The sequence below is a fragment of the Streptomyces sp. DS1-CR2 genome, assembly GCF_055760475.1.
The window spans coordinates 234,051-253,451 of record NZ_CM147085.1; the positions used below are offsets into that span (position 1 = coordinate 234,051).

Annotated in this window: 17 protein-coding genes and 1 pseudogene; 7 read left to right on the top strand and 11 right to left on the bottom strand. The window is 70.3% G+C overall.

What is annotated here, in order from left to right; all coding sequences use genetic code 11:
* Nucleotides 1–143: 143 nt before the first annotated feature.
* Entirely contained in the window at nt 144–1,058 is a 915-nt protein-coding gene (locus tag ACY0PA_RS01180; RefSeq protein WP_473082904.1) for a hypothetical protein, read from the top strand.
* Between the two features lie 46 nt (nt 1,059–1,104).
* The gene (locus tag ACY0PA_RS01185; protein ID WP_473082905.1) at nt 1,105–1,413 is read left to right on the top strand and encodes a WXG100 family type VII secretion target; all 309 of its coding nucleotides are present in this window, start codon (nt 1,105–1,107) and stop codon (nt 1,411–1,413) included.
* 74 nt (nt 1,414–1,487) lie between these two features.
* Here ACY0PA_RS01185 and ACY0PA_RS01190 read toward each other — a convergent pair whose 3' ends face one another.
* Both ACY0PA_RS01190 and ACY0PA_RS01195 read right to left on the bottom strand, forming a co-directional pair.
* Nucleotides 1,488–6,125, bottom strand: a complete 4,638-nt coding sequence (locus tag ACY0PA_RS01190) for an FtsK/SpoIIIE domain-containing protein (RefSeq protein WP_473082906.1) — start codon at nt 6,123–6,125, stop codon at nt 1,488–1,490.
* A complete protein-coding gene (locus tag ACY0PA_RS01195; protein WP_473082907.1) occupies nt 6,122–7,540 on the bottom strand; it encodes a hypothetical protein in 1,419 nt (472 codons plus the stop codon). The genes ACY0PA_RS01190 and ACY0PA_RS01195 overlap by 4 nt, the downstream gene beginning before the upstream one ends.
* A gap of 417 nt (nt 7,541–7,957) precedes the next feature.
* Here ACY0PA_RS01195 and ACY0PA_RS01200 point away from each other — a divergent pair, with 417 nt between their 5' ends.
* Both ACY0PA_RS01200 and ACY0PA_RS01205 read left to right on the top strand, forming a co-directional pair.
* Nucleotides 7,958–8,137, top strand: coding sequence for a hypothetical protein (locus ACY0PA_RS01200; protein ID WP_473082908.1), 180 nt, complete (start codon nt 7,958–7,960; stop codon nt 8,135–8,137).
* Nucleotides 8,138–8,412: 275 nt separating this feature from the next.
* Nucleotides 8,413–8,699: pseudogene (locus tag ACY0PA_RS01205) on the top strand (GNAT family N-acetyltransferase); the annotation flags it as partial.
* Nucleotides 8,700–8,807: 108 nt separating this feature from the next.
* On the opposite strand, the gene ACY0PA_RS01210 reads toward ACY0PA_RS01205, so the two are convergent.
* The gene (locus ACY0PA_RS01210; RefSeq protein WP_473082909.1) at nt 8,808–9,854 is read right to left on the bottom strand and encodes an alpha/beta fold hydrolase; all 1,047 of its coding nucleotides are present in this window, start codon (nt 9,852–9,854) and stop codon (nt 8,808–8,810) included.
* Nucleotides 9,855–10,050: 196 nt separating this feature from the next.
* On the opposite strand from ACY0PA_RS01210, the gene ACY0PA_RS01215 reads away from it, so the two are divergent.
* A complete protein-coding gene (locus ACY0PA_RS01215; RefSeq protein WP_473082910.1) occupies nt 10,051–10,587 on the top strand; it encodes a GPP34 family phosphoprotein in 537 nt (178 codons plus the stop codon).
* A gap of 28 nt (nt 10,588–10,615) precedes the next feature.
* Here ACY0PA_RS01215 and ACY0PA_RS01220 read toward each other — a convergent pair whose 3' ends face one another.
* Both ACY0PA_RS01220 and ACY0PA_RS01225 read right to left on the bottom strand, forming a co-directional pair.
* Nucleotides 10,616–11,020, bottom strand: coding sequence for an SsgA family sporulation/cell division regulator (locus tag ACY0PA_RS01220; RefSeq protein ID WP_473082911.1), 405 nt, complete (start codon nt 11,018–11,020; stop codon nt 10,616–10,618).
* Between the two features lie 258 nt (nt 11,021–11,278).
* On the bottom strand, nt 11,279–11,665 hold the full coding sequence (locus tag ACY0PA_RS01225; protein WP_473082912.1) for a hypothetical protein: 387 nt from the start codon (nt 11,663–11,665) through the stop codon (nt 11,279–11,281).
* Between the two features lie 251 nt (nt 11,666–11,916).
* Here ACY0PA_RS01225 and ACY0PA_RS01230 point away from each other — a divergent pair, with 251 nt between their 5' ends.
* Nucleotides 11,917–13,359 carry a CHASE3 domain-containing protein gene (locus ACY0PA_RS01230; protein WP_473082913.1) on the top strand — a complete coding sequence of 481 codons (1,443 nt, stop codon included), beginning with the start codon at nt 11,917–11,919 and terminating at the stop codon, nt 13,357–13,359.
* On the opposite strand, the gene ACY0PA_RS01235 is transcribed toward ACY0PA_RS01230, so the two are convergent.
* From ACY0PA_RS01235 to ACY0PA_RS01250, 4 genes are all read right to left on the bottom strand, one after another.
* Nucleotides 13,337–14,314, bottom strand: a complete 978-nt coding sequence (locus ACY0PA_RS01235; RefSeq protein ID WP_473082914.1) for a sensor histidine kinase — start codon at nt 14,312–14,314, stop codon at nt 13,337–13,339. The two genes, ACY0PA_RS01230 and ACY0PA_RS01235, sit on opposite strands and share 23 nt — an antisense overlap.
* 203 nt (nt 14,315–14,517) lie before the next feature.
* Nucleotides 14,518–14,808, bottom strand: a complete 291-nt coding sequence (locus ACY0PA_RS01240) for a WhiB family transcriptional regulator (protein ID WP_473082915.1) — start codon at nt 14,806–14,808, stop codon at nt 14,518–14,520.
* A gap of 37 nt (nt 14,809–14,845) precedes the next feature.
* Nucleotides 14,846–15,250 carry an SsgA family sporulation/cell division regulator gene (locus ACY0PA_RS01245; protein WP_473082916.1) on the bottom strand — a complete coding sequence of 135 codons (405 nt, stop codon included), beginning with the start codon at nt 15,248–15,250 and terminating at the stop codon, nt 14,846–14,848.
* 57 nt (nt 15,251–15,307) lie between these two features.
* Entirely contained in the window at nt 15,308–15,922 is a 615-nt protein-coding gene (locus ACY0PA_RS01250) for a DUF308 domain-containing protein (protein ID WP_473082917.1), read from the bottom strand.
* A gap of 295 nt (nt 15,923–16,217) precedes the next feature.
* On the opposite strand from ACY0PA_RS01250, the gene ACY0PA_RS01255 reads away from it, so the two are divergent.
* Nucleotides 16,218–16,877, top strand: coding sequence for a response regulator transcription factor (locus ACY0PA_RS01255; protein WP_473082918.1), 660 nt, complete (start codon nt 16,218–16,220; stop codon nt 16,875–16,877).
* A gap of 48 nt (nt 16,878–16,925) precedes the next feature.
* Here the strand turns inward: ACY0PA_RS01255 and ACY0PA_RS01260 are convergent, their stop codons facing one another.
* Together ACY0PA_RS01260 and ACY0PA_RS01265 are read right to left on the bottom strand one after the other, a co-directional pair.
* Nucleotides 16,926–17,291 carry a response regulator gene (locus ACY0PA_RS01260; protein WP_473082919.1) on the bottom strand — a complete coding sequence of 122 codons (366 nt, stop codon included), beginning with the start codon at nt 17,289–17,291 and terminating at the stop codon, nt 16,926–16,928.
* A gap of 180 nt (nt 17,292–17,471) precedes the next feature.
* On the bottom strand, nt 17,472–19,280 hold the full coding sequence (locus ACY0PA_RS01265) for an MFS transporter (RefSeq protein WP_473082920.1): 1,809 nt from the start codon (nt 19,278–19,280) through the stop codon (nt 17,472–17,474).
* Nucleotides 19,281–19,401 lie beyond the last annotated feature (121 nt).

The following is a 19,401-nucleotide window of genomic DNA, read 5'->3' on the forward strand; positions in this document are numbered from 1 at the left end:
ATGTGCGGGGGTGATTGGTTCACACGTATCGCTCCATCGTAATGTGGGAACAGCCGCCCTTCGCAGGGGGCGGGACACATATGCCGTCAACACATGTTTTAGCTGGCGGCCAGGTGTCGATCAGGCGACCGGAGGGAGAGGGCATGCCGGACTTCGATGTAGCGATCGACTACGAGTTGCTGAGACAGCTGGCCGCTGACACGGAAAGGCTCAAGGACCAACTCGCGGATTCCCGGCTGATGGGCCATGAGTCCTTCTACAACAGGGCCGAACTGGGCGGGGCGTTCGGCCAGGTCAACCACTTTCTCTGGCAGTGGCTGGGTCCCTGGGAGAACGCCAGGAAGCTGCTGGAGAGCCTCAGCGGCACCTACAAGGGCGCGTCCGAGAAGTGGTTCGAGCTGGACGCGAGCTACGCCGCCCAGGCAAGCATCCAGGCCGCGGCTTGGTACCACAGCGCGTGGGACATGAAGAAGAAGGCCTACGACGACTGGAAGAAGCTGACGGGGGAGACCATCCTCGTTCACGCCTGGGACGAGCACGGCAACGAATTCCTGAAGCAGCAGAGGCTGGCCGACCCCAACGACCCGAACGCCCCGAAGCCTCCGGGTTACGAACCCGACGGCTACGAGTACATCCACGACGGCGACGGCACCGACAAGGTCCACAACTCCACGCAGACGACCTACGACTCCGACGGAAAGGTGAAGACCACCGACACCACGATCGACGACTTGAGCGGTGGCCTGTCGTACCACGAGCACACCGACCACTGGGACGAGCACAACTACACGACGACGGTCACCCACAACGACGGGTCGAAGACGGTCATCGAGGTGCACGGCGACAGCAACGGCAACGGCAGCAAGATCGTGACCAACACCGACAAGGACGGAAAGACCGTCGACATGTCGAGCTACACCGGTACCGGCCTCAATGACGACCCGAAGTGGACGAACAACAACCCGGAGGCCACCGATGCCGATGGGGACGGCAAGAACGACAAGAACGACGCCGACGGCACCCAGAACTCGAACACCGGTGTCGGCAGCACCTTTTGACAGGCCCACAGCCGCGCTCGTCGGCGACAAGATTTGAGGAACCCACATGCCCAGCAACAACGTTCAGCTCCAGTACGGCCAGATCGAAGCCGTGGCCTCGCAGCTGCAGAACGCCGTGACGAACATCAACCCGCAGCTGCTCCAGTTGCAGGGGACGGTGCAGAACCTCCTGGAGGACGGTCTGTGGCTCCAACAGACCAGTCCGGCCATGAAGGGCGCCTACGAGCAGTTCACCAGCCAGCTGACGCAGATCGTCACCAAGATCGAGGACTTCGCCAAGCAGTTCACGTCGATCAAGACCCAGATCGACGACATGGACCGGACGATGGCCGCGCAGATCGGGGGTAACAAGTAGCCCCGCCCAGTGGGCAAAAGGAAGGGGCGCCGCGTCGAGCGGCGCCCCTTCCTTTTGCGCGTTCTCGCCGGACCTCAGCGCGCGTCGGCGCCCTCGGTCTCCGGCACCAGAACGGTCATCAGGGCCCCGGCGTCGTCGACGGTGAAAGCCCGCCCCGGAACCCGGTTCACACGTACCACGTTGTGCGGCAGCCGCAGGCCCAGAACGTCCCCCTCGCTGATGGTCTGCGGCGACAGCAGCAGGCCCTTGCGCGAGCGCCGCACCTGGCCGATCCAGGTGCTGAGCGGCGACACCAGCGCCTCGCCCGGGCCTGCGACGGCCAGGCCGACGGACCGGTCGCGGCCGGAGGAGGCGATGTCCCGCAGCACGTTGTCCACCGGTGACATGGACAGCAGGTCGGCGTCGTCCACCATGACGACAGCGACGCCGCCGACCTTCTCCAGTGCCGCCTGCAGGTCCTGCTCGCTCGGGCCGGCCGAGGACAGCACGACCGCCTTGGGGTGGCCCTCCAGTCCGCGCAGGGGCGACTCACGTGGAGTGAGGGCCACGACGCCGGCCCCGGAGCGCAGCAGGGACGCCGCCAGGGCCAGCAGAGCAGTGCTGCGGCCGGATCCGGGCGGGCCCACGATCGTGTAGGTCGAGGCGACACCGGCAAAGTCCACCCACACCGGGGCCACGTCGTCGCCGCCGAGGCCCAGCATTGCGGTCAGCGGGCCACGCGGCGCCGTGCCGACGCGCTCGTACGCCTCCTTGAAGCTGATCGTCATCGGCAGGGTCTCGACGCGGAACGGCCGCGCCGCGGCGGGCACGCCCAGGTCCCGGGCGGCCGCCTCGGTACCGATCGTCCGCAGTGCCTCGGCCTGTTCCGGTCCGCTGAGACCGCCCGGCAGTACGGCGATCTGCAGCTCGCTGCCGGTATCGGTGCGAAATGCGCGGCCGGCCGGGATCACGGAGGGGATCTGTTCGCGCGGGATGCCGTTCATGGTGTAGTCGCTGGTTTCGTTCATGCGCAGCAGCAGCTTGTTGTCGTTCAGCGACGCGATCCGCCCGGCCATCAGGGCGCGCTCGGACGTGGCGACGACGTGGATGCCGACCGCGGCACCCTCCCTCAGCAGCATCCCGACCTGGCTGACCATGCGGCCTTCCTCGATCTCGCCGATCAGCGCGTTCAGCGTGTCCCAGCCGTCGATGAACAGCACGAGGTGCGCCGGGCGCAGGTTCGGGGGCAGCGCCGCTCGCATCTCGGTGACGTTGCCGGCCGAGTGCGCGGTCATCAGCTCCTGGCGGCGCACGAGTTCGGCGGTCAGCCGGTTGAGGAGCCGGCCCATGCGTTCCAGGTCGGACCGCGGCACCACGGCACCGGTGTGCGGCAGCGCGGAGAGCGCCGACAGCGCGCCGCCGCCCGCGTCAATCGCGTAGAACTGGAGATCCGCGCAGGAGTTGGCGCGGGCCAGCGCGCTGGCCATGGTGCGCAGCGCCTGCGACCGGCCCGAGCGCGGCATGCCCAGGACGAACAGGTGCGAGAAGGTGTTCAGGTCGAGGAACACCGGTGGCTGCGCCTGGAGTTGGGGCAGGTCCTCGCGGGCCCAGGCGGCCGGGACGAGCCGTCCGTCACCGGTGGGAGCCGCCGGCTCGGGCAGGTCGGACAGAGTGAGACTGTCGGTCAGCGGCGGCAACCAGGGGCTGGGCTGCGGCTGATGGCCGGATGCCCGCGCCGCCTCCAGGACCGCGTCGACGAGCGCCATCAGATCGGTCGGCCCCTCCTCTTCCTCGAGGAAGGCGAACTCGTCCTCGGCCTCCTCGGGTGCCTGCACATGGCGGCCGAGGCCCTGCCAGGACAGCGGGGACATCCACAGTCCCGTGTCCTCGCCGGAGAATTCGGGCTTCGACTCTCTCGGCTCGTCCTCCCCCCCGTCATCCGGTGTGCTCGCGGCGGGGGTCTCGTTCTGCGGGCGCGGGGCGCCCACGTAGGCGGTCTGGAAGCTCATCGCCGAGCGGTGCCCGAGGCGCACCAGGGCGCGCCCCGGGGTGGCCGCGGAGATGCTCGCCGCGTCCGGTACGTCCAGTACGTCGCTGCTCTCGTTGGCGTCGGTGACGCGCAGCGAGATCCGCAGGTTGGTGTTGGCCCGGATGTCGCTGGTGACCACTCCGGCGGGCCGCTGGGTGGCCAGCACCATGTGCAGGCCGAGGGAGCGGCCGCGCTGGGCGATGCCGACCAGGCCGGGGATGAAGTCGGGGATCTCCCGGGCGAGGGTGGCGAACTCGTCGATGACCAGCAGCAGTCGCGGCATCGGCGGCAGGCCCGGGTCGCGGCGGCGCAGGGCCCGGTACTCGGGGTGGTCCTTGGCTCCCGCCGCGGCCAGCATGTGCTCGCGTCGCATCAGTTCCGCAGTCAGGGAGGTCAGCGCGCGCTGGACGAGGTGGCTGTCGAGGTCGGTGACCATGCCGAGGGTGTGCGGCAGCCGTACGCAGTCCTTGAAGGCGCTTCCACCCTTGTAGTCGACCAGCACGAAGGTCAGCTCGTCGGGGCGGTTGACCGCGGCCAGCGAGGCGACGAAGGTCTGCAGCAGCTCGGACTTGCCGGAGCCGGTGGTGCCGGCGATCAGCGCGTGCGGGCCGTCCTTGACCAGGTCGAAGGCGACCGGACGGTCGAAGCCCTGGCCGACGAGCGCTGAGGTGGAGGCTGGACGGCGGTTCCAGCGCCGGCCCAGCTCATCGGCGGTGGGGGGCTCCAGGTTCAGGAGGTCGAGGAGCGAGACGCTGTCGGGCAGCCCGCCGCCGGCGTCCGGGGTGACGTCCTGCCCCGGGGCGATGCCGCGGGCCAGGCGTTCGGCCCACTCGGAGGTGACGTAGTCCGGGCGGATGCCGGTGACGTCGGGCAGTCCGGTGCGGCGCAGCGTCAGGGTGTCCTTGGCGATGGACACGACCGCGCTGGCCTCCTCGGGGAGCATCCGCTCCTCGCGGTCCAGGCACAGCAGGTGGATGCCGCGCAGCGGGCCCTCCTTGAGGACCTGGACCATGCCGGGGACGTCGCGCAGTTCGCGCGCTCCGTCCAGGACGACCAGGACGGCGGGCTCGCTGAGCAGCGCTCCGCGCAGGGTGGCCTGCTGCGCCTGGTTGCGGGTGCGGATGACGTTGATCAGTTCGGTGACGCGGTTGGCCACGGTCTCGGGGTCGTTGCCGAGCAGGATGACCGGGGCGTTGTCCTGGGAGGCGGAAAGCCCGGACCGGGCGTGCGGCAGCCAGCGGGCCCATTCCCAGGCGTCGGCGGTCAAGCTGTCGGTGAGGACGCAGATCTTCAGGTCGCGGGGGCTGTGCAGCACGGCGGCCTGGGCCACGGCCCAGCGGGCGAGCGCGCGGGCCGGTTCCTCGGGCCCGGCAACGCCCACGACCCGGCTGCCGGCGAGGTCCACGCCGATGGGCATGTCGGGGATCTGCCAGCTGACGTTGCGGTAGTTGTCCTCGCGGGCGCCGTCGTCGATCTGGAGCAGCGACTGCTGCTGGGCGGTGCCGATCCGCAGGACGAGGTTGTCGGGGTCGGACGGGCGGCGTTCCCACAGCCGGGCGCCGGGGCCGACGGCCATCAGTCCGACGACCGCCGGGTCCGGTGCGGAGGCGATGCGCACGCGCCGCTCGTGGTCGACCTTGTCCCGGACGTCGGCCTCGAGGGAGGCGCGGCGCAGCCGGTAGTTGGCAACGCTCTCCAGGTACTCCTTGCGGCCGCCGCGCCGTCCGCTGATCCAGTTGCCGACGCCCATGACCGGGCTGAGCACCATGAACGCCAGGTAGAGGAAGGAGTGGAAGAGCCACACCATGGCCACGCCCATGAACATCGGCGCGATGATCACCAGGAAGGGCAGGGGGCGGCGCTTGGGTGGTCCGGGCGGGCCGGGCAGCCGGAAGGTCTCCGGTTGGAGCGGGGGTAGCAGCCGGGGCGGCCGGTTGAAGTCCAGGCCAGCCTTCGGCGACGCCACGACCGCGGCGTCGGCCGGGGTGGGACGTACGGCACGCAACAGGTGCTCACCGACGACGAGTTCGCCGTCCAGCTCCCACGGCGTCCAGCCACGGGGTGGTTCGTCGGGTTCCTGCTCCTCAGAGCCGGGGTCGGGGTCGGGTTCCGGCGGCAGTGCGGCCACGTCGGCACGCGGCCGGGGCGGCGGCGCCTCGGGGAGGGACAGCCGGACCTGTCCGTCGTCCTCGGGCAGCACCGCGAGGACCGTGCTGTCCGGGCGCACGGTCAGGCGCAGACCGTCCTCCGGAACGCCCTTGCCCACGAGCCGTACGGAGCTGCCCTCCCGGGGCCCGATCAGGTGGGTGCCGATGGGGAGGCGGTGCACCTGGCCGGCCTCGGGGCCGCCGATCACCTGGATCTCGACCACGGGGTCGGAGCCGGGTGACTTCGGTGTGGGCATTTCCTCGCGGGCGAGTCCGTAGACCGACGCGGTGCCGGTGACGGGCCCGCCGAGGCCGAGGGTACTGCCGTCCCGGATGCCGGAGGAGGACAGGACAGTGTCGGGGTCGAGCATCCGGTCGCCGAGGTAGACGGGGATGACCTCGGTCTCGTGGGCCGGGTCCGGCTCCGTGGGGGCGGTGCCCCGGTGGGCGGCCAGCAGTTGCGGGGCCAGCCTGCGCACGGGGGTGGCGGCGGCTGCGTTGACGAGGACGTCGCGCTGCTCCCGCTGCACGTCGACGGTGGTGACGAGGAGCTTCACGGCTCGTTCCGCCTTTCGGCTCGGAGGGTCTCTCGGGGATTCTCGAAGGACTCGGCGTCAGGCGTTCCGGCTGCCGAGACGCCGGTGATCTCCGGTTCGGCGAACAGGTCGAGGACGGCCGGAGCCAGGGGTTCCGGGATCGGTTCGGGTATCGCCACGGCCGCGCCGCGAGCGGGCGCCCCGGTTCCCGGGGCGGGACGGGCGGCGGGTGCAAGGGGCTTGGGGGCAGCGGCCGGTGCGGGACGGGGCCGGGTGTCGGGTGCGGCGAGGACCGGCACGGCGCGGCGCGGGTTCGGGCCGGCGGGCGGTGGCGGTCCGGCCGAGCGCACGGGCTCCGTCCTGTGGCGGTCACGGCGTACACGGCGGCTGCGGGCCGTGCGGGCGGCGGCGGGGCCCAGTGGTGCGGCGTCGGTCTCGATGCCCAGACCGGGAGTCTCGGCCCGGCCGCGCGAGTTGACCCGGATCTCCCAGCGGTGCGCGGACACCGGGCCAGCGACAACGGCACACAGCGCTCCTGCCCGGGCCAGGTCGGACAGCCGTGCCGACTGTCCGTCGTCGGGGTTCGCGCACACCACGACCACCGGCCGGGTGCGCTCCGCAGCCGCGCCCTCCAGGGCGTCCAGCACGGTGTCCAGGTCCGGGCCGTCGAAGCGCGGGTGCACACCATGGGTGACCAGCACCTCGGCGGTCCCCCCCGGCAGGTCGAGATAGGCCGCCACCGCCTGGACGAAGTCGCGCGTGGCCCGGCGTTCGCCGTAGGTGCTCAGGATGCGGGGGCCGCTCAGCAGGTCGAGGAAGGCAACGCCGTCGTTGCTCAGGCCCAGCGGTACCAGCACCCTGGGGGTGAGGGGCGGTTGCTCGGCGCCGTCCTCGTCCGGTGCCGCGACGTGCTCGGCGTCCACAGCGGAGGTATGCCAGACGAGGGGGTCGCCGTCGGTCCCCCACGGCTTACCGGGCCGCGGCACGTCCCGGCCCGCGAGACGGACGGCGACCCGGCCGTCGTCACGCCGGGTGGCGGGTCGGACCGTCACGGCGAAGCCGAAGGCCCGGTCCGCGGCCGGGCGGACGGCACGGTCGGCGCCGTCAAGCGTGCGGTGGGCGAGGGCCGCGACGCCCTCCGAGGCCAGCATGCGGGTCAGTTGGCGGATGGCCGCGCGGAAGCCCAGGAACTCCCGCACCGGCTGGGAGAACGCCTGCCGGGTCAGGCGTACCTGGCGGGCCAGCCCGCGCCAGGCCCGTCGCCTGCCGCCCTGCCTGCGCACCAGCCAGCGGAGCAACAGCCAGACCAGCAGCAGGAGTTCGACCAGCGCCAGGACCAGGGCGCTCACGCCCGAGTTCCAGGAGAGGGCGAGCGTCCTGTCCGCCTGCGCCACCGGTATCCAGCCAGCCACCGGCTCCACCTGATGGATCTGCACGAGTACCCCTCGATACTTCGATAGTAGCCGCTCGTAGAGCGGTCAGGTTTCTCGCCGCTGACTCACATCCGGCAGGTCGACGAGGCTTTGGTGAACACGGTTCGGCACATGTGCGAGATGAGCCTCCACCTCGGTCCTGTGACCGACACGGCCGCTCAGGTGTGACTGCGGACGTCTCTCGCCGCCGTCCCGGTCGATTGTAATCGGAAACATGTCTCGCGCACGCACCGGCCGGGTCGCGGGTCGACGAGACACATATGTTCCTTGTCGACCCGCCGACGGGATCGTCGAGAGTGCCGTCTCGTCAGGGGATGGTGCGAGCAGCGTCGCCCTTCTGGGTGGGTCCTGGGCCTGGCCGACCGCGTCCATGCCCGCCTGGGGGACACCGCCGACGGCCGGGTCGGCGCACCCGCTCAGATGACGATTGTCGCGACGCATCTCCTGACCGCGCTGATCGACCACAAGGACCAGCACGACCAGTGGATCGGCGAGGTCCGCGCCGGCCACCTCGGCCGCGCCGCCCCGTCCGACCCCCAGTCGGACCTGGTGAACCGTATCGACGGCTACCTCGTCGTCGATCCCACCGGCCACGCGTGAGCGTTCTCTTCCCGGTACGCGGACGCGGACCTGCCCCCGTTATCTTCTTCGCGGTCCTGCAAGGGGACCGCTGGCCTCCGGGCCCGGCATGGCTGTTCCCCCCTGTCGAAGGGATGACCTGGGGGGTGGTGCCACCGGGTCCGAGAGGCGCCGTTAGAGACGTTGATGAGTGCCTCTGTGTGTCAAGCGGCCGTAGCGAGAGCCTTGTGGCGATCGCGTTTGAGGGTGCGGTAGACCACGTTCGAGAGGCGCCGTTTGAGGGCCCTCATTGCCTCCGCGACCAGGTGCACGCCTACCTGGGGATGCGGGACGGTGTGCCGGTGACCTGCGCCGGCACGGTCGAGGCCGAGGGGCGCTGTTCGTCGTGCTCGTCGCCACGGACCCGGCTTGGGAACACCGCGGTTACGGCGAGGCGATCACCCGCAAGGCGCTGTATGAGGGGGCGCGTGCCACCGGACTGACCCGGGCGACCCTGCACGCGGCCGCGGCCGGGGCGCCGGTGTACCCGCGGATCGGCTTCGAACCGAATTCTCCGATGCGCTTCTACGCGCTGAAGGACTGACGCCGAAGAACCGAACCGGCCGCTGCCCGTGACGGCACGGCCGAGGGCCGGCGCGGCGACGTACCCCACGACGGCCCGGTGCGGCGCCGGTCCTCGACCGGTCGCGGATCAGCTCATGCCGTGGGCCTCCACGACCGCGGAAATGAACGCCTGCGGGCGCTCTTGGGGAAGGTTGTGGCCCGCGCCGGGGACGACGTGGTGCACCCAGGGCCCGGGGTAGTGCGGCGCGTAGGAGCTGCCGTCGGTCCACGGCGTCACGCCGTCGGCGTCTCCGTCCAGCGTGACGGTGGGCACGATGATCGTCGGCTGGTCGAGGAGCCGCCGCTCCAGCCCCGCGTAGCGGGGCGCGCCGGGGACGGCGCCCATCCGGTGGCGATAGCTGTGCAGCACGACCTGAACGTAGTCGGGGTTGGTCCACAGCTGCGCGGCCTGCGCGAACTCCGCCTCAGTGAATTTCCATTCGGGCGAGTTGCGGTGCCAGACGACGCGGGCCAGGTCGTCCCTGTTGCGGTCCAGGCCCTTCGCCCCGCGCTCGGTGAGGAAGTAGAAGAAGTACCAGAGTCCCGACTCCACGGAGGGGGCCAGCGGCTCGTCGGCGCGCGCGATGTTCTGGATGAGGTAGCCGTTCACCGAGACCAGGCCCGTGCAGCGGTGGGGCCACAGCGCAGCGGCGACGTTGGCGGCGCGCCCGCCCCAGTCGTACCCGGCGTACAGGGCCCGCCTGATGCCGAGCGCGTTCATGAAGTCGATCAAGTCCGCTCCCAGTGCGGCTTGTTGACCGGAGCGGAAGGTGCCGCTGCGGCGGAAGAAGGTCTCGCCGTGGCCGCGCAAGTAGGGGATGTAGCAGCGGAATCCGCGGGCGGCGAGCTCGGGTGCCACCTCGGCGTAGCTGCCGGCCGGGCTGAAGGGCCAGCCGTGCAGCAGGATCACCGGCACGCCCCGGGCCGGCCCGACGGCATGGTAGGCGATGTCCAGGACGTCGGTACGCACATGACGCACCGGCCCGAGCCCTTCGTACGTCCCCTGGGCCTCCCCCTCCGCCGAGGCCCCGGAGGTCGCGCCCCGGGCGAGCGCCGATGCCTGGCCCGCCCCTGCGACACCAGCCGCGCCCGCCGCCATCGCCACCGTCTGTGCCATCCTGCGTCTGCTGATCACGTCGTCCCTCTCGTCCGCTCGGCGGCGAAGGCGTGACGCACACCTCGCCCTCCATCACCGTACTAGCCGGTGATGACACTGCTCTTTTCGCGCACACATGTCAAGAACGAGGTGCGCGATGTGGCGTGCGTTCCGTACTCTTCGACCGGAAAACCCCCACCCGATACACACAAGGCCGACCGGCAGGGAGCCACATATGAACACCGCACGAGACCTCGCGATCATCGCCCTGTCCGCGCCGGACCGCCTGGTCGGACAGGGCGACCTGTCCCTCGCGCTCGCCGGCGCCGAGCTGCTCGACCTCGTCGCGGCACAGGCCCTCACGGTGGACGACGACCGGATCGTGCCGGGTGAGCGGCCCGCGACCGACGACCGCCTGCTGGACGAGGCCGCCGCCCTGCTCCTGCGGCAGGAGCCGTTCGAGCCGGTCGAGGAGTGGTTGTGGCGACGGGGCCTGGGACTCTTCGCGGCCTACGCCGACGACCTGCAGCAGACCGAGCGCGCCGGCCGTGCGCGGGATCGACGGCAGACGTCGGACGCGCACGTGGCGACGGCGCTTGCCGCGGTCGCCGGGATCCGGAGCGGGCCGGACAGCACCATCGAGGACCCCGCCGACGACGTGACCGCAGTGGTCCTGTCCGCTGTCGGGAACGCGGTAACGGAACTGGAGGCCGTACGACAGCAACGGTCGGTCGAAAACGCCGCGTTCGACAACATCTGGCGCGCTCCGTGACACCGGCCGCTCCGCGAGGGGCTACGCGTCACTCCACCGGCTGCAGCAGCTCGTCCCAGTTCACGCCGTCCAACTCCGTCCCCGGCGCAACCAGGGCGTAGGTCTCCTCCAGCCATGCTCCGATCGGCCCGGCCGGGATCTCGAACAACGCGGTGTCGGTGTTCGAGATCCGCAGGCAGACAGAAGCGGGCCCACTGTCCAGGTCGTACAACGGCCAGAGCACCACGTCGCCCTCCCCGGTACGGGTGGCCAGTCCTTCGGCGAGCAGGTCCCGCGCGATGGCCCAGCACACCGACCACGCGTCGTCGACCTTGAACGCCACAGTGACGACGAGCGGGTCGCCCGGGTCGTACGTGAACTCACAGGGCACCATGAGACCGTAGTCCGACCGCACCCAACGCGTGACCGGCAGGGTGAGCTGGCACTTCTTCATGATCGTCTCCTCAGGGATCGGCCGGTTCGGCCTCGACACGGTGGGTTGCTCTGCTCGTGTACTCGCTCTGCGCGCGGTACGGGTCCGTCGGCCGTTTCCAGGGCGGGGAAGGACGCGAGGACGAGAAGGAGAAACCCAGTGTCGAATCCGGCGGCCCCGAGGTCTGTCGTGTCCTCCCTCGCTCTTCGTGGGGTGTCCCTCGTGAACACGTAGGGTCCGCCCTACACCGGGGCGGAGACCGGGAACGGCCGTGCGTGGCTACGGAGTTGTGCCGAGCACCCGGTAGCTGCGGAACCCGGACGGGATCTCGGTGCCGCCCTGGCTCAGGCCGCCAAAGCGCAGGACGGCGTCGGTGTAGGGGGAGTCGGGCACGCCCGCGGTGCAGTCCGCCTTGTAGTAGACGTCTATGTAGTTGGTGAGCGAGAAGTTCTGCACCGAGTACATGGCCTGCGGCAGCGTGTGGCACTCGTGGTCCGCGGAGTCGACACGCACCTCCGTGCCGGTGAAGTCATGGTTCGCGTAGAAGGCGATCTCTCCGATCTCGACGGCCGAAGCAGGCTGGGCCGGACCGACGCCCGCGAACACGGCCGCGCCCGCCGTCACGGCGGCCAGCCCCGCAAGACAGCGCTTCCACGGTCTGCTCATGTCGCACTCCCTGTCCATGTGTCTTGTCGTGTGTGCACCCACACACTTGCGCACAGCCAACGAGGGCGCGGAAGTGACGATCGAGACATTCGCGGGGTGTGTCCATCGCAGAAATGTGCCCGCCCATCAACCTGCCGGAGGGGTAGGCTCGTTGGCACCCGACCACACTTTCTTTCCGGTGCCTCTTCTGCTCGCCGTAAACACATTGCACACTCTTATCTGTCTCATTCCTTTCCATCGGCAGGCGGAGCATGCGGGCACGACAGGAGTACAGAGGTCGGCGGCTGGGGCTGACGAGCCTCACGATCGCGGCGAGCGGCCTGCTCGCCCTGCTCATAGGTGTCGCCTTCGCCGTCCTGCTGTGGGCGATCTCCGACGCGAACAGTTCCATATCGGCCAGGCGGGCATCCCGGACGGCTCTGGTCGAAGCGGGCAGCATGCAGCAGCTGCTCCTCGACCTGGAGACCGGTCAGCGTGGCTACGTCATCACCGAGCGGGAGGAGTTCCTCGAACCGTGGCAGGAGGCGCGGGGGGCTCTCGCCGCGGAGTCGCGGCGGTTCACCGACAGCGCCACCTCCGTGGAACAGCGACGTGCCGCCGAAACGATCGCACGGGGCGTCGAGTCGTTCCTCACCGACTACTCGGTCCCTCTGGTCGCGATGGTCCGGCGCGGCGATCCCGCCGCGTCCGGCCTGGCGGCGGCCACCGAGGGCAAGGATCGTGTCGACGCCCTGCGGGCCGAGTTCCACGCGTACATGGTGGATGAGCGCGCACAGCTCGCGGAGCGTACGGACGCCGCCGGGACCAACAGCCATCAGGCGGTGCTCGCAGCGGCGTTGGGGCTCGCGGCGTCGACCGCGCTCGTGGCCGTCTTCACGGTGCTCCAGCACCGCGCGGTGGTACGGCCGGTGCGCGGTGCGGCGGCCGCGGCGCAGGAACTCGCGGGCGGTGACCTGAGTGTGCGGGTCGCACCGAGCAGGGTCGCGGAGATCGGGGCGCTCGGCACCTCCTTCAACACCATGGCCGCGTCACTGCAGGACACGCGTCGGCGCATCATGGAGAGCACCGAGGCGGTGCACCGGCGTACGGCGCGGGACCTGCACGACGGGGCGCAGCAGCGGCTGGTGAGCCTGATGATCGGGCTCCGTCTCGCGCGGGAGCTGATACCCGACACCGAGACCGCCGCGATCGATCTGCTGGACCAGTCCGCGGACAACGCGCAGACGGCGATCAACGAGCTGCGGGAGCTGGCATCGGGGATCTATCCGCTCGTGCTGACAGTGAAGGGCCTGGTGGCGGCGGTGAAGGACCTTGCGGCCCGCTGTCCCGTGCCCGTGGTCGTCGAGAGCAGGGACGAGCGGCGGATCTCCTCCACTGTCGAGTCGAACGCGTACTTCGTCGTGGCCGAGGCCGTGACGAACGCGGTCAAGCACGCCCGGGCGTCCCGCATCGACGTCTCCCTCGAATTCGGGGACATGCTGCGGATCAAGGTCGCCGACGACGGTGTCGGGGGCGTGGGCAACGCCACGGCGGGCAGCGGGATAACCGGACTCGCGGACCGGGTGGCGGCCTTCGACGGCAAATTGGCCATCGACTCACCGCCCGGCGACGGCACCGCCATCCTGATCGAGATCCCGGCCGAACCGGCGGAGTTGGCCGGTGACGGCCAGGTCAGAGCGGTACGGCGAGCCTGACCGTGGTGCCGGCGCCGGGCGTGTGTCGCACGTGGAGCATGCCGTCGACGGCGGTGGCACGCTCGGTGAGGGCGGCGAGCGCGGCCAGGTCCCGCGGCCCGGCAGGCGGCGCTCCGTCGTCCTCGACCGTGACCACGAGGTGCGTACCGAGGTCCGCGGTCACCTGGACGCGGCCGGCGCGGCCGGCGCGGCCGTGTTCCACGGCTCGCTCGACGGCCTCGGCGACCAGAAGATACGTATGTGTCTCGGTCAGTTCGGGCAGCCGCTCGGCCGGCGTTCTCGAGACGGTCATCGGCACCGGGCAGCGCCGGGCGAGGACGGTGAAGGCAGCGGACAGCCGACCGGCGCGCAGGGCACCGGGGTTCAGGGCGTCGGTCACCTCCAGGACTCCGGCCAGAGCCTCCTCTGTGTCGCGGGCCGCTTCGTGGAGCAGGTCGACCGCCTGCGAGGGGATGGTGCTCAGCTCCTGGCGCGCCATGCTCAGCCCGAGCAGGGCGCGCACCATGCGTTCCTGGACGTTGTGCTGGAGGGGCCTGGCGTATTGGCGCTGTCGTTCCGCCTGGCGATCGGCGAGGAGACGGAACGGCGGTCCGCCGTTCCCGCTCCGCCGGTTCGCGGGGGCCCGTGCGGTGAGGGGCCGGAAGACATACAGGGCCGTGTCGTCGCCCGGGCGGGGCAGCGGCACCACGGTCCACTCGACGGGCACGAGTGTGCCGTCGACACGTGTGAGCGTTCCCTCGCCCCGCGTTGAGGCGGACGGCCCGGCCGGTTCTGTCTTTCCTGACGTGGAGCCCGGACGGCCGTCGCGGCCCAGCAGGTCGCAGACGCGGCCACATCGCACCGTCTCGGCCGCCGCCGGGTTCGCGTAGCGCACCGTGTACTCGGCGCCCACGCTCCAGACGGGCTGTCGTACGACGTCAAAGACGCTTCTCCACTCATCGGCCATCGACGTCATCGTGCCCTTTTCCTTCCCCCCAGGCTTGGCAGCCTGCCCGGTGCGGCGTCGGAGACCCGGCGCCGACCCCACTGACACGACTCTCACAGCCGGTCTGTGGCGCGCATCCGTCATTTGACTTGAAACGGCCCTTCGCGCGGGGAACGGCGGGCGGGGCGATGACGTCTGCCTCCCAGAGAGCGTCGCGCGGCGGACGTTCGCCGTCACGCCCTGCTCTCCGTCGACCCGGGCCGTGGCCGTGCCCCGGTGCGGCGTTCGTCGGTCGACAGCCCGCCCCACACACCGTGAGTCTCCCCGTGGGCCAGGGCCATGTCCGCGCAGACATCGGCGACTTGGCAGCTTCCGCAGATGCGCCGGGCGCCCTCCTCCCGCTCGCGGCGAGCCCGGCCGCGCTCCCCGGGCGGGGAAAAGAAGGTGGCGCTGTTCATTCCGCGGCAGGCGGCGCGCTGCTGCCATTGCCAGTCGCTCAGCAGGGGGCGCAGGTCTTTTCGCATGGTGTTCCTTCCTCTTACGGTCTTCGGTCTTCGGTCTTCACTCGACCGGCTGGACCAGTGCGTCCCAGTCCACGCCGTTCAGTTCGGTCCCGCGCGGAACCGTCTCGTAGGTTCTGGCCAGCCAGTTCGCGACCGGCTCAGCGTCGAACTCGATCAGCGCGGTGTGGACGCTCCCCAGCTGGACGCAGAACGAGGTGAGGCCGCCCTCGCGGTCGTGGACCGGCCAGAGCCGCACGTCGCCCTCGCCCACGCTGTCAGTCAGTCCCTCGGCCAGCAGGTCGCGGGAGAGGACCCAGCGCACCGGCCGCTCACCACCGGTGTCGAAGACCATCGTGACGGCGAGCGGATCGGAGCTGTCGTACGACACCTCGCAGGTCCGCGTCAGAGCGAGGTCCGCGAACACCCAGTGCGTTATCTGCAGGGAGAGTTGGCACTTCTTCATGATGGCCTCCTAGGGGGTCCGGCCGGCCGGCCGGTCTCGGAACGGGGTCGGTCCGGGTCAGTCGATGGCCCGGAGCGTGCCGGGGTGGCGGCGTGCGGCGGCGAACGCCTCCACCACCGCGGTGGCCGCGAGTACGGAGCCGCCGACATCGGCCAGCTGCTCCAGGGACGTGAACGGAAAGGCCGTCATGAACAGACCGGCCGAGACGATCACCGCGTTCAACAGGTCGTCGTAGACGAAGACATGACTCACCGAGGACGACGTGACGGAGACGGCCATGGTGAGGCCCCGCAGCAGCCAGCCGCAGCCGGTCCACACGCCGAGCATGAACATCGAGTCCGTCCAGCCGTGGAACAGGGCAACGCCCAGCAGCAGCGCTGCAAGGCCTCCGGCGGACAGCAGGCGGCGGACCGTCGCCGACGCCCTCGAGTCCTGCACCGCCAGCAGCTGGAGCACCCCCTGCACGGCCATGTGCACCCCGAAGAGCATTCCGGCCACGGCCACCGTCTGCACGGGCATGACGATCAGCACGCATCCGACAAAGGCCGACACCAGTGAGCCGGCCAGCATCGTCATGCGGGTGAAGGCACCGCCCGGGCCGGCGACACTGCGGACGCCGGAGTGGCGCGCGGGGTAGAAGATCTCGTCCTGCGGGATGTCCAGCTGAGCCATGCTCTGTTCCCGTTCGTCAGCACATGTGTGAGGTCGCGGTGGGCGGGGAGGAATTCCCCGGATCCAGGCGCCCAGTCTGTGAGCCGAGCGCATCCAGGTCTGTCGTGTGCTCCCTCGCCCTTCCTGGGGACTCCCCCGGGCGGCTGTAGGGTCCACCCCACTCCGTGGTTGGCAAGAGCCGTGCGACGTGCGACGATCGCCCCGCCGGACGCCGGCGCCGGGCACATGCCGGGATCGCGCCGGATCACACGTCCTGTCATATGTATGTAAGGCGCCCTCACGTTAGGATGCCGCCATGAGCCAACCACTGCGGGCGGTGCTCGGCGAGGACCAGCCGATCGTGCGCGAAGGAATCGCGACCATCCTGCGCAAGGCCGGCATCGACGTGGTCGCGGCGGTCGCCGACGCGGTGGACCTGGTCCACGCCGCCGAGGAACACCGGCCCGACGTGGTGATCACCGATATCCGGATGCCCCCCGACCTGGCGGACGACGGGCTGCGCGCCGGGCAGAAGATCCGTGCGGCGCGACCGGAGACGGCCGTCATCGTCCTCTCCCAGTACCTCGACGCGTCCTACGCGCTCGACCTGGTCGGGGACGATCCGAGCGGTGTCGGCTATCTCCTGAAGGAAAAGGTGGCCAGCCCGCAGGTCCTCATCGACGCCGTCGAGCGGGTCGTGGCCCGTGACTCGGCTCTCGACCCGGACGTGATAGCGGCCCTGCTGGGCCGCAAGCGTCCGGAGGACCCGCTGGCGGCGCTGACGCCCAAGGAGCGGGAGGTCCTGGCGCTGATGGCCGAGGGCCACTCCAACAAGGGCATCTCCGAGAAGCTGTTCGTGAGCGTCGCCGCCGTGGAGCGGCATGTGACCGGCATCTTCCTGAAGTTGGGGCTCAGCCAGACGACCACGGGACAGCACCGGCGGGTGCTGGCTGTGCTGCGCTACCTCGGGCAGTAGCCCGCCGCCGCGTGCGGACGGGGACGGCCCGCAGCCGGCGGGCCGTCGTCAGGACGTGGCGGGACTGAACAGACCCCGCAGGTCCGCGTCGAACAGTTTGTCCTTGGCGACGAAGGACTCGATCCCCGCTCTCGCCAGTTCCTCGTGCGACCAGAACGACTTGTCGGTGGAAGTCAGCACGATCCGCGGCGGGTTGTCCTCCTCGGTGACCTGACGGGCCACGGCCAGTCCGTCCGTGTCCGGCAGGTGGAGATCGAGCAACAGCCCGTCGGGGCGGTGTGCCCGCACCGCGGCCAGGGCCGAGGCGCCGTCCCGGGATTCCGCCACGACGCACAGGCCCCGTGCCGTCAACAGCATCGTGGCGATGCGGCGGAACCCGGGGTCGTCGTCGACGACGACGATGTTGATGCACATGCTCTCAGCATGCCCAACGGCCCGGCGGGTGGACCATAGGGGGAGCCCTACGGTTTGTGTATCACTCACGCAGAGGCAGCTCCACACGCGCCCACGGACCCGGACGTGGCGGGCACCCCTGTGGGAGGGGTGCCCGGTGACGCCTTTCCGGACGTCGTTTTCCCGCGCCCGGAGGGGCGGTCAGCCCGTCGGCGCGGTCAGCAGTATGTCGTGCACGACCGGCTCCTCGGCCACCAAGATCGTGGACGTCTGCGGCTGGTAGCCGTCGGCGGAGGCGACCAGGACGTACTGTCCGATGCCGGGGACGTCCAGCGTGTACGCGCCCTCGGACCGGGTGGCCGACCGGCCCAGCTCGCGGCCGTCCACGGTGCTCAGCGTGACCGCGGCCTGCGGAACCGTATCGCTCGCGGCGACCCGGATGCGGCCGTGGATCACGATGCCGACGGGGGCATCGGCGCCCTGTACTTCCTCCGCGGCCTGGGCCAGACCGCTGGACGCGCGCAGCGGGACTTCCTTGATGAACAGGGTGACGAGGAGGGCAAGCAGGGCGATCGGGGCGACGAACATGAAGATGTCGCCGATGCCGTGGCCGTAGGCGCTCTCCAGCCAGGTGCGGACGGGGGCCGGCAGCACGGCCAGGTCCGGCAGTTGGCCGCCGCCCGAGGCCTGCGCGGCCGTCGCCCGGTCCTGCGGGGTGAGTTGGGTGATGGTCTCGCGGGCGTAGTGGCCGATCCGGGTGGTGAGGAGCGAACCGAGCACCGAGACGCCCACCGCGCCGCCGAGGGAGCGGAAGAAGGTGACCGTGGAGGACGCGGCACCGAGGTCGCTCGGGGGTACCTGGTTCTGCGTGCACAGCACGAGGTTCTGCAGCGTCATGCCGACGCCGAGGCCCATCAGCGCCATGCAGAAGGCGATGTACAGGTACGAGGTGTCGTAGCGGAGCATGCCGAGCAGGGCCAGGCCCGCCGTCAGCAGGACGCCGCCCACGAGCAGCCAGCCCTTCCATTTTCCGGTACGGGTGATGATCCGTCCGGAGACGGTCGAGGAGATGAACAGGCCCGCGATGAACGGGATCGTCATGACGCCCGACATGGTCGGCGACTCACCGCGCGCCAACTGGAAGTACTGACTGAAGAAGACCGTGCCCGCGAAGAGCGCGATGCCGACGAACAGGGAGGCGACGGAGGCGAGGGCGATGGTGGGGTTGCGGAACAGCCGCAGCGGGATGATCGGCTCGCTGGCCTTCGTCTCGACGAACAGGAAGATCAGCGTCAGCAGAATCGAGGCGCCGACCAGCACGTACGTCTGCCAGGACAGCCATGCGTACTTGTCATCGGCGAAGGTGACCCAGACCAGCAGGACGGAGACCGCCGCGCTGACGAAGAATGCACCGGTCCAGTCGACCTTGACCTGGCGCTTGAGCACCGGCAGGTTCAGCGTCCGCTGCAGCACGACCAGGGCGACGATCGCGAAGGGGATGCCGACGAACAGGCACCAGCGCCAGCCAAGCCAGGAGGTGTCGGTGATCACGCCGCCGAGCAGCGGGCCGCCGACGGTGGCGACGGCGAAGGTGGCGCCCAGGTATCCGGAGTAACGGCCGCGCTCGCGCGGGGAGATCATCGCGGCCAGCACGACCTGTGCGAGGGCGGACAGACCGCCGCCGCCCAGGCCCTGGATGACGCGGGCGCCGATCAGCGTGGCGGGGTTCTGCGCGAGGCCGGCCACCAGGGATCCGACGACGTAGATGACCAGGGACGACTGGACCAGGATCTTCTTGCTGAACTGGTCGGCGAGTTTGCCCCACAACGGGGTCGAGGCGGTCACCGCCAGCAAGGAGGCGGTGACGACCCAGGTGTAGGCGCTCTGTCCGCCGCCGAGGTCGCTGATGATCCGGGGCAGCGCGTTGGTGACGACGGTCGAGGAGAGGATCGCGCAGAACAGGCCGAGCAGCAGTCCCGACAGGGCGCGCATGATCTGCGCGTGTGTCATCGGCGCATTGTCGGCACCTCCTCCGTCGGGGGCGTGCGCGGGCACACCTGCTCTTGGGGTGGTTGTCATGGGTGTTGGTTCCTTACGTGGTAACAGGGGTGAACGGGGGGAAGGGGAGCTC